We start from the raw sequence: 13,771 nt of genomic DNA, 5'->3' as shown, positions 1-13,771 counted from the left end.
CTCCTGCTTGCTTGGACCAGTACCCATATCGGGTGCTGGTCCAAGATGTTTAATCGCCTGTAGCGTTGTCCTGCCTGACGTATTGTTGCGCTCCCAAGACCCATGAATATGACAACTGATTGGGCTGTCTTGAAGAATCTTGGTTAGATTCTTCCGTAGCAATATCGTTACTCGACGCACATCCAAGATGGCAAGAAGGACGCAATGAGCATCGACGAATCAACAGGCAAATCACCGGGATTGGTGAAGTCGCTGGGCAACCTTGACGCGCTGGCCTTGGGCTTCGGCGCCATGATCGGCTTCGGCTGGGTAGTGTTGACCGGAGGCTGGCTGAGCAACGCCGGCACCATGGGCGCCATGCTGGCCATGCTGGTCGGCGGCGGAATCATGGCAGTGGTCGGACTGACCTACGCGGAGCTGACCGCCGCCATGCCGAAGGCTGGCGGCGAGCATAACTTCATCCTGCGCGCGCTCGGTGCTCGTCCATCGTTCATCGGATCTTGGGCGATCACCGGCGGCTATGTAACCATCGTGGCCTTCGAAGCGGTGGCCCTGCCGCGCACCGTGGAATACATCTTCCCGGGCATGAGCCAGATTCCGCTGTGGACCGTAGCCGGATTCGAAGTCAACCTGACCTGGGCACTGGTGGGCGTGCTCGCCGCAGTGCTCATCACCTGGATTAACATCCGCGGGGTCAAGCAGGCTGGTGTCCTGCAGACCTTCGTGGTCCTCTTCCTGCTCGCTATCGGCGCGCTGCTGATCTTCGGGTCCTTCAGCGGTGGTGAAGTGCAGAACATGCAACCGCTGTTCACCCCGGGCATCAGCGGATTCTTCGCGGTGCTCGTCGCCGTGCCATTCCTCTTTATCGGCTTCGACGTCATCCCGCAGTCGGCGGAAGAAGTGAACATCCCAGCCAAGCAGATCGGCAAGCTTGTCGTTGTCTCGGTCATCATGGCCACCTTGTGGTACGTCATGGTCGTGCTGACCACCGCCTCGGCAATGCCAGCAGGTGAATTGGCCGGTGCAGATATCGCCACCGCGGATGCCTTCGGCGCGATGTTCAATTCGGACTTGATGGCTAAGGTCCTGATCGCCGGCGGCATTGCCGGCATCCTGACTTCGTGGAATTCCCTGCTGCTGGGAGCTTCACGCTTGGTCTACTCGCTGGCCCGCAGCGGCATGCTGCCTTCATGGTTCGGCCAGCTGCACCCCAAATACAGCACTCCGGCTAACGCGCTGCTATTCATCGGCGGGATCTCCGTGCTCGCCCCGTTCTTCGGTGCCGAGATGCTCGGCTGGCTCGTGGACTCCGGGGCACCGAGCATTATCGTGGCTTACTTCCTGGTTTCGGTGACCTTCTTGGTGCTGCGCAAGCGCGAGCCCCAGATGGATCGTCCACTGCGCGTGGGCGGCAACAACAATGGCGGGGTCATCATCGGCTGGGTTTCGGTGCTGCTCACCGCGGCGCTGTTCAGCCTGTACATGCCGGGCATGCCCGCCTCGCTGAGCTGGGAGCCTTGGGCGATCTTCGGTGTCTGGTGGCTGCTGGGCGCGGCGTTCTACTTCAAGGTTCCGGCAGGTATCAAGCCTGGCGAGGACGCGGAACACAGGGTGCTCGAAGTTGTGCGCCGCCGCCGCAAGTAGCAGCACGTACCGCTTTCAATGGCATATTCTGCGCAATCTGGCCACCTGCACTAAAGGCAGGCACACATATTGAGCGTGATTTTCTGGAGCAGTGCCCATATCGGGCACTGCTCCTCGTTTTATGTCACAATCGTGACATGGATCGATAGGCGGCTTGGCAAACGCGATAGCGTAGTTCCATGAAGAGCAGCCGGTTCGATCGACTACGCCGCTTGCGCGTCTCGCTTCCGAGCAAGCCAGCAAATGCACTTGATGTGCCGCGCGCGGACAGCACCGACTTCCAAAGCGCCGAAGACATGCCCTATGCCGTGCGCATGGCCGCGGCCTGGGCGTGGCGTTTCCTGATCGTCGTCGCCGCTCTGGGTGTGCTGGTATGGGCTCTGTCCAAGATTTCTCTGCTGGTCATCCCCGTGCTGGTTTCCGCATTGCTCGCCGGGCTGCTCTCTCCGGTAGTCAATGCCATGAATTCAAGGCTTGCAGTCCCGCGCGGACTGGCCGTGGGCATCACCCTGATCGGGTTCTTCGCGTTGGTGACCGCCGGATTGTCGCTGGCCGGACAACGCCTGACCGCGGGCTTCAACGCCCTGTGGACCCAAGCGCTGGCAGGCATCGAGCAGGTCCAGAACTGGCTGTTCAACGGTCCGCTGAAGCTGACCAACGACGACCTGCAATCGGTGCTCGACGACACGCTGGCGCAGCTGCGCGGCAACGCCACGAACATCTTGAGCGAAGCGATCAGCTGGACCTCGGCCATTGGCCAGATCCTCACCGGAACCCTGTTGGCCATCTTCGCGCTGATCTTCTTGCTGCTCGACGGCCGCAAGATCGGCCTCTTCCTGATCAACCTGCTGCCACGCCGGGCCCGTCCCGCGATGGATGGCGCGCTGACCCGAGGCTGGGCCTCGCTGGTCAGCTACGTGCGCGTGCAGATGGTCGTGGCGATGATCGACGCCATCGGCATCGGGCTCGGCGCGTTCTTCCTCGGTGTCCCGTTGGCCATGCCGCTGGGCGTGCTGGTCTTCATCGGCTCGTTCATCCCGATCGTCGGTGCACTGATCACCGGCGCACTGGCAGTGCTGCTGGCCCTGGTGGCCAACGGCTGGATCAACGCACTGATCATGCTCGCCGTGGTTCTGCTGGTTCAGCAGGCCGAATCCAATATCCTGCAGCCGCTGATCATGGGCAAGGCCGTGAGTCTGCATCCGCTGGCCGTGGTGCTGGCGGTAGCCGGCGGCACGATGCTCGCAGGCATCCCGGGCGCGCTGTTCGCTGTTCCGCTGCTGGCCGTGCTCAACGCCGTGATCAGGTATCTCTCGCACAGATCATGGGAAACCGATGCGCACGTCATCAAGCTCTACGGCGAGCAGATTATCAAGGCGGGTTCTGCAAAGAATCCGCCGGTAAAGAACCCAGCCCCAGCAGTCCCGCCGGCCGATATCGCCAGCCCGGCTGCCACCCCGCAAACTTCGCCGGAGCTCCGGCATCCTGAAACAAAAGCAGATGAGGAATAATCCATGAGCACTGAAACTACTTTGCCGGTCACCTTGGCTGACATCGAAGCCGCAGCGAAGGTTCTCAAACCGGTTATTGCCCGCACGCCAGTAGAGCACTCTCGCGTGCTCTCCCAGCACCTGGGCTCGGAAGTTTTCCTCAAGTGCGAGAACATGCAGCGCGCCGGCTCCTTCAAGGTCCGCGGCGCCTATGTGCGCATGTCCAAGCTCAGCGACGAGGAAAAGGCCCGTGGTGTGGTCGCGGCCTCGGCAGGCAACCATGCCCAGGGCGTGGCGCAGGCAGCCAGCCACTTGGGAATCAAGGCACGCATCTACATGCCGCGCGGTGTTGCGCTGCCCAAGCTGACCGCTACCCGCGACCACGGCGCTGAAGTCGTGCTCTTCGGCGACACCGTGGACGAGGCATTGGCCGAAGCCCAGCGCTTCGCCGATGAATCCGGCGCGGTCTTCGTGCATCCTTTCGACCACCCGGACATCATCGCCGGCCAGGGCACCATCGGCCTGGAACTGCTTGAGCAGCTTCCAGAGGTGGACACCGTGCTGATGGGCGTGGGCGGCGGCGGCCTGCTGGCCGGCGTGGCCATCGCGCTGAAGGAAAAAGCCCGGGAACTGGGCCGCGAGATCAAGGTAGTCGGCGTGCAGGCGGAGAACGCCGCAGCCTACCCGCCATCGCTGGCCGCTGACGCGCTGGTGCCGCTGGATACCGTGCACACCATCGCCGACGGCATCGCCGTGGGCAAGCCGGGCCAGCTGCCCTTCGCCATCATCAAGGAACTGGTCGATGACGTGGTGACCGTGTCCGAAGATGCGCTGGCCCGCGCCCTGGTGGTGCTGCTGGAACGCAACAAGCTCGTGGTGGAACCTGCCGGCGCGGTGGGCGTGGCAGCTTTGCTGGAGAACCGTCTGGAAGAGCACGGCATCAACCCGGCAACCACCGCGGTCATCCTCTCGGGCGGCAACATCGATCCGCTGCTGATGCTCAAGGTGATCCAGCGTGGCCTGTCAGCGGCCGGCCGCTTCTTGACCATACGCATGATGCTTCCAGACCGCCCCGGCTCGCTCGCGCAGATCTCCAACATCATTGCCGAATCGGATGCGAACGTGACCCGCTTGGACCACACCCGCATCGGCGGTTCGCTGTCCATGGGCGACGTGGCGATCACCATCGATCTGGAAACCAAGGGCCATGAGCACTCCAAGCAGGTGCTCAACAACCTGCGGGCCGAAGGCTTCGACCCGCAGATCACCAACAACGCCGGCGGCTCCGTGGCCTAAAGGCCGCTGAATGCAGAAAATCCCCAGAACAGCTTGGAGAAGCTGGTCTGGGGATTTGTTCGTCTATACTCCCATTAATCAATTAGACTTTTATTTGAAAATGGGGCTCTGCCCAGGGTCCTTGTTCCACCGTGCATATCGAGGAGATTTCATGGATTGTCTTTCCCGCAGGTCATTTCTAACGGCGGCGATTGCTGTTCCGCTAATCGCTACAGCAAGCGCTCCATCCGCATTGGCCCAAACCTCGGAGTTCGGCGATTTGGTATTGGAGATCAATCCTGAAGTCGATAGAAGGCAATTCTTTACCGGCGAACTTTCCGCAAAAATCTATGAAAACGGAATAGCTGTCACTAGACGCGGACTGACGATGGCCCGTAAATCGAAAGCCGCCATGGCTAAGCTTTGGCGTCCATCATTCGGTTTCCCCACAGATGATATTAGTTATCAAAGCAACGGCTCCTACTATCAGGAATTTACCGGCGTAACAACTTATTGGTCGGGCGGAGATTTTATAGGATCGGAAACGATCCACCCATCAGCTGAATGGGAAACGAACACTTTCAAAGATGTGCCGGAAAGCCATGACCTGTACCGGTACGTGGAGATTCTCTCCAAGCTGGGAGTTACTAATGGCTGGCCCGACGGAACCTTCCGCCCGCAGGCACCTGTACTGCGTGATGCGTTCGCCGCATTCTGCTACCGCATCAACGGGTCGCCTGCTTACACTCCGCCTAATGCCTCTCCATTCAAGGACGTTGCGCGAGACAACATTTTCTACAAGGAGATTTGCTGGCTACATGCCCAAGGCATCGCGAATGGATGGCCAGACGGCACATTCCGGCCATTGGCTCCAATATTGCGCGATGCCATGGCGGCGATGTTGTACCGGATGACTCCAAAATCGGTCTATTCATTTACACCCCTCGCGGAGAGCGGCTTTCGGGATGTAGCTAAATCCAGTTTGTTCTATCGCGAAATCGAATGGATGCGTGCTACCGGAATCTCAACGGGCTGGCTGACCGACTTCGGCGAATACGAAGAATGGTATGTAGAGTACAAGCCTTTCGCCAAGGCGACACGTGCTGAAACAGCCGCCTTCTTGGTTCGGTGGTTCGATCTGTTCGGCGATCGAAGGCTGAACGTGATTTCGTAAACGCGGCGAACCGGGTGGTAATCGTCCTGAACGCAGAAAATCCCCAGAACAGCTTGGAGAAGCTGGTCTGGGGATTTCTTTTGCTCAGGCGCTTACTTTGCTCCGTAAGGCTTGGCGGAGATGATCTCGACCTTGATGTCGCGGCCGTTTGGAGCCAGATACGACAGCTTGTCGCCAACCTTGGCACCGTGCACGGCAACGCCGATTGGGGACTGCTCGGAGTAGACTTCCAGATCGGTGTCGCCAGCAACTTCGCGGGAGCCGAAAAGGAAAGTGGTCTCATCGCCAGCGATATTGGCGACAACCAGCATGCCTGGCTCAACGATTCCATCGTCGGCTGGAGCGTCGCCTACGTCGGCGCGGCGCAGCAGATCCTTCAGGTAGAGGATGCGGGCTTCAGCCTTGCCCTGCTCTTCACGAGCAGCGTGGTAGCCGCCGTTCTCCTTCAGGTCACCTTCCGAACGTGCCTGCTCGATACGGGCAACGATCTCGGCACGTCCCGGGCCTGAGAGGAAAGTCAGTTCGTCCTGGAGCCGATCGTAGGCTTCCTGAGTCAGCCAAACGACAGGTTCGTTGCTGTTGGTGCTCACGTTGTACTTCCTTTGGTCAGTTAGGACTTCGCTTGGCCTTGGGACCGATAAGTGGTCCTAAAGCCGAAAGCCACCGAAACGGTGGCGTCGACGAAGTCGGATTCGGTACGGATCTGCGGGCCTGCACGTTATTGGCGATGCAAGCAAAGACCCCGCCAGCCTCATGTCCTAATGCTCGGTTAGAACCATGCGCCGATGCGGGGCGAAACGTATCTTTTCAATGATAGTAGTCGCCAAAACGGATTAAGCCCAATGGATTCAGCTTCTAGGAGAGCAAGAAGCTGAAATGTTACCCCTTGTATTCCTGCGGAACCTCGTAGCAGTCCTCCACCCCGGCGGTGGTTGCAAGGTTATCGGTATGCAGGTCAATTTCCAGGTTCTGGGTGATATGCCCGGTCGCTTCTCCTGGATCAAGCAGAACAGTCTTGTAGCCGACGATGGCCTTGGACTCGTTCATCGCGCGAATGTCGCATTGCACTCGAAGCTTGGTGTTGTATTCGACGGCGACAACGGCCTTGGCTTGAGTCGCGGAAATGACCTCGAACTCCAAGTCTTGGGAGCCAATGGAGCTGTAGTTGCTGAAGCCGATATAGGCGGCTCCGGCAACGCCGAGGGAGAGCGCTGCACCAATGAGCCAGTTACGCGATTTCTTAGAAAGATTGCGTTTCTTGGGGTTGTTGTAGCGAGCCGTTAAGCTTGGATCAGACATTATTTGCCTTGCACCACTCTCTTGCCTGGCGGCATTGGAACTGGGAATGCCGAACATTGGTTCTTTCTTCCAGTTTACTGCCTTTCGGCATGGGGGAATAACCGGTGGTCGGTTGTGAGTTGATAAGGATGGCGGACAGATTTGATGCTTCCTGCCTATCTAGAGAATGCGGCATAAGGAAAGAAGATAAGTGGAGATTCACGACGTGAAGAAAATTGCTCCTTCGCAGGGTCTGCGACTCATGGCTATTCACGCGCACCCGGATGATGAATCTTCAAAGGGTGCTGCGACGATGGCCGCCTATGTCGATGCCGGCGCCGAAGTGATGGTTGTGTCATGCACCGGCGGAGAACGCGGGGACATCCTCAATGCCGCCGCTGGCGAACTGGCTCACGCGCACCGCGACCTGGCCGGCGTCCGCCGCACCGAGATGGCTGAAGCAGCCGCGGTGCTGGGCGTAAAGCACCGTTGGCTTGGCTATGTTGACTCCGGCTTGCCAGAAGGCGACCCGCTGCCCGAGCTGCCATTTGGCGCCTTTGCCTTGCAGCCAGTAGAGATTGCCGCTGCCGGCATCATCAAGCTGATCCGTGAATTCCGTCCACACGTCATTACGACCTACGACGAAAACGGCGGCTACCCGCACCCGGACCACATCCACTGCCACAAGGTGTCCACCTTCGCATTCGAGCATGCCGCCAACCCGGAAATGTACCCGGAACTCGGAGTGCCATGGTCGGTGAGCAAGCTGTACTACGACCGTGCCTTCGCACCGGACCGCTTCCGCACCCTGCACTACGCCATGCTGGAAGCCGGGTACGAATCCCCATACACCGAGCGTGTGGCGATGTGGGAAGAAGACCAGGACAACCAGATGTTTAAGTGGGTTTCCCCACACACCACGACCACCCAGATCGACTGCGCCGATTTCTTCTCGCAGCGCGATCAGGCGTTGCTGGCGCATAGAACCCAGATTGATCCGGAAGGTTTCTTCTTCGCCGTGCCGGAACACGTCTACGCCGAGCACTGGCCGTGGGAGGACTACACGCTGATCTCCTCCAAGGTAGCCACCGAGTTGCCCGAGACCGACCTGTTTGCCGGACTAAGATAGTACTAAGCGCTTTTCCAGTACTAGAAATGAGAGTTGTCTTTACAACGTGAATACGATCTTTGAATCCTTGGCTCTGACTTCCTCGACCTTGGGTTTCGGCACGGAGACTGCCAGCGATTACGGCCCAGGATTCCTCGGTTTCATTTTCACCGCAGCATTGGTGGTTGCCGTGATCTTCCTGATCCGCGACATGATCCGCCGTGTCCGCCGCGTGCGCTACACCTCGGAAGCTGAATCAAAGCAGCAGGGACTGGTAGACAAGGGCGAAGCGCGCAATCTCCAGGAACCAGATGCGCCGCACGACCCGAAGACCGACGAGCAGCAGTAGGCGCTTTGTGGGCTGCGCGATAGCATGATTGCGTGGCTCAACGACTCGCTGGCTCATCCAGCCAATACCTCAGACAGCATTCCCATCAACTAGTTGACTGGTTCCCCTATGGGGATGAAGCATTTGAACAGGCACGGCTTCGTGACGTGCCGGTCATGCTTTCCATCGGCTATGCCGCCTGCCATTGGTGCCACGTGATGAGCCACGAGTCTTTTGACGATCCAGAAATCGCTGCGCTGCTCAACGAAAACTTCGTAGCCATCAAGGTGGATCGCGAAGAGCATCCACTGGTAGACGATACCTACATGCTGGCCACCCAGGCGCTGACCGGCGCAGGCGGCTGGCCGATGACGATTTTCACCCTTCCCGATGGACGGACCGTGCATGCCGGCACGTACTACCCGAAGGAACCTCGCGGCAAGACTCCGAGCTTCAGCCAAGTGCTCAATGCCGTCCACGAAGCCTGGGAAACCAAACGTGCCGGGCTCGAAGAACAGGCTCAAATGCTCGCCGAGCATCTTGCCGAACTGGGCAGCCGGCAAAGCGCGCTGTTGTCCCTGCAGTCCCAGCAGCCAGCCGACCAAGCTTTCAGCACCGCACTGGATCGCTGGATTGCCGCCGGCAAACCTGAAGGCGGCTTCACCCCGGCGCCTAAATTCCCGCCCACCTGGGCGCTGAAAACCCTGTCGCGTGCAGTGATCACCGAGCCGCAACGGGCCGAGGAAGCCTTTGAAGCTGCTGCAACCCACCTCGAAGCGATCTTCCTGGGCGGCCTGCAAGACCATGTCGATGGTGGTTTTGCCCGGTACTGCGTAGATGCGAATTGGTCCGTCCCGCACTTTGAAAAAATGCTCTACGACAACGCCGGATTGCTCTCCCTCGCGGCGCGAACCAGCGTTCTGGCCGCCGAAATGGCACTCAAGGGCCAAGGGGACACCGCGCAGCGTGCACAGAAGCTCGCTGGACTGGCTCAGCGCAGCGCCCAAGGCATCATCACCTTCCTCGAAGAAGAATTGCTCACCAATTCCTCTTCGACGCCAGCCCTTGCTGCCTCGCTGGACGCAGATTCTTCCCGCGACGGACACCAGGTTGAAGGGGCCTACTACACCTTGAACCGCGAAGAAATCGCACAGGTCACCGATCCGCTGATCCAACGCCTGCCTAAGGGCTTGCTTCGTTTCGCCCCGGTAGCCGAGGACCCGCAGAACTTCTGCTTCTCGCTGTTGCGCACACCTGAGGCAAGCGAACTGGAGGTACTGCAAGAACTGCGTGAGCAGATGCGCACCCTGCGCCGCTCGCGTATCATGCCGATCCGCGATGAAAAAGTGATCGCTGGCTGGAACGGCCTGGCTATTGAAGCCTTGTGCGAAGCGGCGCTGCTGCTGGAAGCACCAGATGCCTTGAAGCTGGCGGTCCAGGCCGCCGAATCGGTGTGGCAGATGCAGTGGGATCAGCAAAATAGGCGGTTGGCCCGGGTCAGCTTCGCCGGCGCAGCCACGCACGCCAATGAAGGCACCTTGCAGGACTACTCGGCCTTGGCCCTCGGCTTCCTGGCCCTGCACCAAGCCACCGGCCAGCAGCAGTGGGCGCAGCGAGCTAAGGACTTGCTGGGCCGCGCCGCTGACTTTGTCGATCCAGAATCAGGGGTGCCACGGGACACGGTTCAATCCGATGCACGCATCACCGCGCAGCGCAGCAGCATCGCTGCCGTGACAGTCCTGGACGATGCCACGCCAGCTTCTGGAGCGCTCTACGCCAAGGCGCTGGCCGTCCAAGCGTTGCAGTCCATGGCAGCCGGGGAATACACCAACGCGGATGCGGCAGCACTGGAAAGCGCCCGAGGGCTTTCTGCCCATGCCCTGGCCTTAGCCAGCGAAGCACCGACACAGGTAGCAACCGCGTTGGAAGTGCAGTGCATCATTTCCAGCCCCGTACACTATCTGGCGATCTCGCAGTGGGATTCGGATCAAGCCAAGCGCGTGCGCTCGGTGGCCATGAGCCTTGGGATCAATGTGCGCCATGATCCGTCCCTGCCTCATGCGGACCAGGGCCTGCAGATCCAGCCGTGCCGGGAAGAGCTTTGCCAGCTTCCGGTCTTGGGGATCGAGGGTTTATTCTCATTATTCAGCGCGCCGAAGAACGCTTGAGCGCAGCGGAAATTGCTGATTGCTAACGTGGTGAAGCGGCAGATGCCAAAACCCGGGGATAAATCGCGGTAGATTTAGAACCTAGAGTTTTGGAAACGATCGAAAGGCAGGGTCAAGGTGCAGCTTCCCAACCTTGCGTACCGTTACTACGAACGGCGCTTGGCGAAGTCACTTCCTGCCGACAAGCTTCCGCACCATATCGGCGTAATGGTCGATGGCAACCGCCGCTGGGCCAAGCTGGCAGGCACCCCGACGATGGCAGGCCATCAAGCCGGTGCCGACAAGATCCTGGAGTTCCTTGACTGGTGCGAGGACCTGAACATCCAGATGGTCACGCTCTACATGCTCTCCACCGACAACCTCAATCGCGAGGCCAGCGAGCTGCGCGATCTCTTGGAAGTTATCGGCTCCACGCTGGACCGGCTAGGGGAGACCAACCGGGTAAAGGTGCAGCAGGTCGGTGCTAAGGATCTATTGCCCGAGGACCTGGCGCAAAAGCTGGCCGCCTTGGAGACCATAACCGCTAATCGGGACGGCGTGCACGTGAATGTGGCCATCGGCTACGGCGGCCGCCGTGAGATCCTCGATGCGTTCAAGGCCTTGCTGTGCGACGCCGCCAAGGATGGCCGCACGCTTGAAGAACTGGCATCCAGTCTATCCACCGATGACATTGAGTCCGCCTTGTACACCAAGGGGCAGCCGGACCCGGACCTGGTCATCCGCACCAGTGGCGAGCAGCGACTGTCCGGCTTCTTGACCTGGCAGAGCGCCTACTCCGAGTTCTACTTCTGCGAGGCCCTGTGGCCGGACTTCCGCCGTGTGGATTTCCTGCGCGCACTGCGTGATTTCGCTGATCGTCAGCGGCGTTTCGGCACCTAAGCCCAAGCCAGCACGCCCTTTGAAGCTGTTCAGCTAATCGTTACCTGAACGTAGTCCCCCAGTAGCGTTTGAAGGTCTATGGTGATCATAAGGCCAGGGCAACAAGCTCCGGCTGATCGAAGGGTTCCGCACTAGATGACCAATTGCAGCGCCAGCCGGTACAGCTACCGGAATCGCCTTGGACATCCGGTGTTGGGATTCCCCACTTTCGCGTGGGGAGAGTCCCCACGCCGGATCCGAGAATGGGTGCGCTGCCATGAACCGAACTGCCGAACAGGGTGTACGAACCTACGTCATTGATACTTCGGTCTTGCTTTCTGATCCGAAAGCCATGTTCCGTTTCGATGAGCATCATGTAGTGATCCCGTTGACTGTCGTCATCGAGCTGGAAAACAAGCGCAAGGATCCTGATCTGGGTTTCTTCGCCCGTCAAGCCCTTCGTTTGCTTGATGACTTGATAGCCAGCCATGGGGGATTGGCCCAGGCGGTCCCAGTGTCCAAAACCGGTGGAACGCTGCGCATTGAATTGAACAATATTGCACCCGATGTCCTGCCGGTGGGCATGCGCTCCGGGGATAACGACGCACGCATACTCGCGGTCGCCAAGCACCTGCTGGATGAGGGCCTTGACGTAGCACTGGTGACCAAGGACCTGCCGATGCGCATCAAGGCCTCGGCCATGGGAATCCATGCCGAGGTCTACCGCAACGATCAAATCGCTTCCACCGGGTGGTCCGGAATCCAGGGACTCGAGCTCGATGAAGAGACCATGGCCAAGCTCTACGAGCACGAACAGCTTCTGAACCACCCTGCGGTAGCCGAGCACCCGATCAACACCGGCTTTGTCATCACCTCGCCGCGAGGAAGCGCCCTGGGCCGGAAAATTGATGCGAACACCGTGAAATTGGTGCGCGGGGACCAGCAGGCCTTCGGGCTGCACGGCCGCAGCGCCGAACAGCGGATCGCCCTGGATTTGCTGATGGACCCGTCGGTGGGGATCGTGTCGCTGGGTGGCAACGCCGGTACCGGCAAGTCGGCCTTGGCCTTGTGCGCGGGAATGGAAGCAGTGCTGGAACGCCGCGAGCACCGCAAGATTACCGTCTTCCGCCCGCTCTACGCCGTGGGCGGCCAGGAACTGGGTTACCTGCCGGGCTCCGAGGGCGAGAAGATGGGGCCGTGGGCCCAAGCCGTCTTCGATACCCTCGGCTCGATCGTGTCGAAGAACGCCATTGATGAAGTGGTGGAACGCGGGATGCTTGAAGTGCTGCCGCTGACGCACATCCGCGGCCGTTCGCTGCATGATTCGTTCGTCATCGTTGATGAAGCCCAGTCTTTGGAGCGCAACGTCTTGCTCACCGTGCTTTCGCGCATCGGACAGAACTCCAAGGTCGTGCTCACCCACGACGTGGCACAGCGCGATAACTTGCACGTGGGCCGCTATGACGGTGTGGCCGCGGTCGTTGAGCAGCTCAAGGGGCACTCGCTCTTCGGGCACGTGACCCTGACGCGTTCCGAACGTTCGGCCATCGCCGCGCTGGTCACCGACCTGCTGGATTCGCCAACCCGGCCTTAGGCGGGGCGTTCGCTGCGCAGCTCCCATGGAATCGGCGCTCTCACGTCGGTGAGCGTGGGGGCTGGGGCAGTGAACAGGGAATCAATGTAGTACTGGTTATGCGCAAGCAGCTGAAGGGACAGCTCGGGCGCCGGCGGTACTTGGGCCTCGGCGAGGAGCACTCGCCGGTTCACGCACAGACCGGTGGCCCGATCCAGGACTACCAAGGTGCGTGTGCCGTGCGGAACCAGCGGGCAGCTGGCGACCGTAGGCTGGTAGTTATGCCCTGCAGATAGGACGGCAGCTAATGCTGGCCGATCATCGTGAGTGATCTCTGCCAACTCATGGATATAGGTGGGGTGGCCAAATGCCAGATCATGGGAGGCCGGTTCGGTGCCGGCAAGCTCCACCGGATCCAGCATCGCTTCCCAGTGCTCCAAGGGCAGTAATCCGTTGAAGCCGGAAATCTGTGGACGGCGCAAGATCAGCTGGTCCGAGGTGTAGACCGGCGAGGTCAGCGAGGCCGGCAGCTTCCAGGAGGAATTGGTGGCAGCGACATAGCCGTGGCTGCGGTCCGCAGTGAACTTCTCCTTTTGGTACACCAGCTGGCCGTCGGCCGAACGCACGGAAATGGCCTCGCGTTGGCGCAGTATCGCAGTCAGTTCTCCTTCCAGTCCTTCGTACGGCTTGGCGTAGGGTTCTGGAACCTGGATCCGGAACTGCAACGACGTGCTCAGCCACGGCGCGGAACGGGCTAAGGCGCGGAAGCGACGGCGGGCCGCCGAGTCAGGGGCTGGCTGCCCGGGGAAAAGAACTGGAGCTGTGGGAACGTCCATACTCTAATTGTAGAAGCGGCTGAATTATTCACAAGAGGA

The 13,771-nt window shown here is 59.9% G+C and carries 12 protein-coding genes; 9 read left to right on the top strand and 3 right to left on the bottom strand.

Features of this window, described 5'->3' with window-relative positions:
* Positions 1 to 204: 204 nt before the first annotated feature.
* The 4 genes from AB4Y71_RS07210 (at position 205) to AB4Y71_RS07195 (ending at position 5,583) form a co-directional block, all read left to right on the top strand.
* Positions 205 to 1,644, top strand: coding sequence for an APC family permease (locus tag AB4Y71_RS07210; protein ID WP_013348117.1), 1,440 nt, complete (start codon positions 205 to 207; stop codon positions 1,642 to 1,644).
* A gap of 179 nt (positions 1,645 to 1,823) precedes the next feature.
* Positions 1,824 to 3,155, top strand: a complete 1,332-nt coding sequence (locus tag AB4Y71_RS07205; protein ID WP_013348118.1) for an AI-2E family transporter — start codon at positions 1,824 to 1,826, stop codon at positions 3,153 to 3,155.
* A 3-nt stretch (positions 3,156 to 3,158) separates the two neighbouring features.
* Positions 3,159 to 4,430: a threonine ammonia-lyase gene (gene ilvA, locus AB4Y71_RS07200; protein WP_441719126.1), complete on the top strand. Its 1,272-nt coding sequence runs from the start codon at positions 3,159 to 3,161 to the stop codon at positions 4,428 to 4,430.
* 151 nt (positions 4,431 to 4,581) lie between these two features.
* Positions 4,582 to 5,583, top strand: coding sequence for an S-layer homology domain-containing protein (locus AB4Y71_RS07195; protein ID WP_441719123.1), 1,002 nt, complete (start codon positions 4,582 to 4,584; stop codon positions 5,581 to 5,583).
* Positions 5,584 to 5,675: 92 nt separating this feature from the next.
* On the opposite strand, the gene greA is transcribed toward AB4Y71_RS07195, so the two are convergent.
* Together greA and AB4Y71_RS07185 are read right to left on the bottom strand one after the other, a co-directional pair.
* Positions 5,676 to 6,173, bottom strand: coding sequence for a transcription elongation factor GreA (greA, locus tag AB4Y71_RS07190; RefSeq protein ID WP_204720858.1), 498 nt, complete (start codon positions 6,171 to 6,173; stop codon positions 5,676 to 5,678).
* 289 nt (positions 6,174 to 6,462) lie between these two features.
* Entirely contained in the window at positions 6,463 to 6,882 is a 420-nt protein-coding gene (locus AB4Y71_RS07185; protein WP_417367196.1) for a DUF4307 domain-containing protein, read from the bottom strand.
* Between the two features lie 241 nt (positions 6,883 to 7,123).
* Here AB4Y71_RS07185 and mca point away from each other — a divergent pair, with 241 nt between their 5' ends.
* The 5 genes from mca (at position 7,124) to AB4Y71_RS07160 (ending at position 12,917) form a co-directional block, all read left to right on the top strand.
* Entirely contained in the window at positions 7,124 to 7,990 is an 867-nt protein-coding gene (mca, locus tag AB4Y71_RS07180; RefSeq protein ID WP_441719237.1) for a mycothiol conjugate amidase Mca, read from the top strand.
* Between the two features lie 46 nt (positions 7,991 to 8,036).
* Positions 8,037 to 8,318, top strand: a complete 282-nt coding sequence (locus AB4Y71_RS07175; RefSeq protein ID WP_441719119.1) for a hypothetical protein — start codon at positions 8,037 to 8,039, stop codon at positions 8,316 to 8,318.
* Between the two features lie 32 nt (positions 8,319 to 8,350).
* Entirely contained in the window at positions 8,351 to 10,465 is a 2,115-nt protein-coding gene (locus AB4Y71_RS07170; RefSeq protein WP_441719116.1) for a thioredoxin domain-containing protein, read from the top strand.
* Between the two features lie 117 nt (positions 10,466 to 10,582).
* Positions 10,583 to 11,344, top strand: a complete 762-nt coding sequence (locus AB4Y71_RS07165; protein ID WP_013348125.1) for an isoprenyl transferase — start codon at positions 10,583 to 10,585, stop codon at positions 11,342 to 11,344.
* Positions 11,345 to 11,600: 256 nt separating this feature from the next.
* Positions 11,601 to 12,917, top strand: a complete 1,317-nt coding sequence (locus AB4Y71_RS07160; RefSeq protein ID WP_013348126.1) for a PhoH family protein — start codon at positions 11,601 to 11,603, stop codon at positions 12,915 to 12,917.
* Here the strand turns inward: AB4Y71_RS07160 and AB4Y71_RS07155 are convergent.
* Entirely contained in the window at positions 12,914 to 13,732 is an 819-nt protein-coding gene (locus AB4Y71_RS07155; protein WP_441719112.1) for a hypothetical protein, read from the bottom strand. The two genes, AB4Y71_RS07160 and AB4Y71_RS07155, sit on opposite strands and share 4 nt — an antisense overlap.
* Between the last annotated feature and the right edge of the window lie 39 nt (positions 13,733 to 13,771).

It is taken from the genome of Glutamicibacter sp. MCAF14, assembly GCF_052114325.1.
GTDB classification, from domain to species: domain Bacteria; phylum Actinomycetota; class Actinomycetes; order Actinomycetales; family Micrococcaceae; genus Glutamicibacter; species Glutamicibacter arilaitensis.
This window is presented reverse-complemented; position numbering and strand designations above follow the sequence as displayed.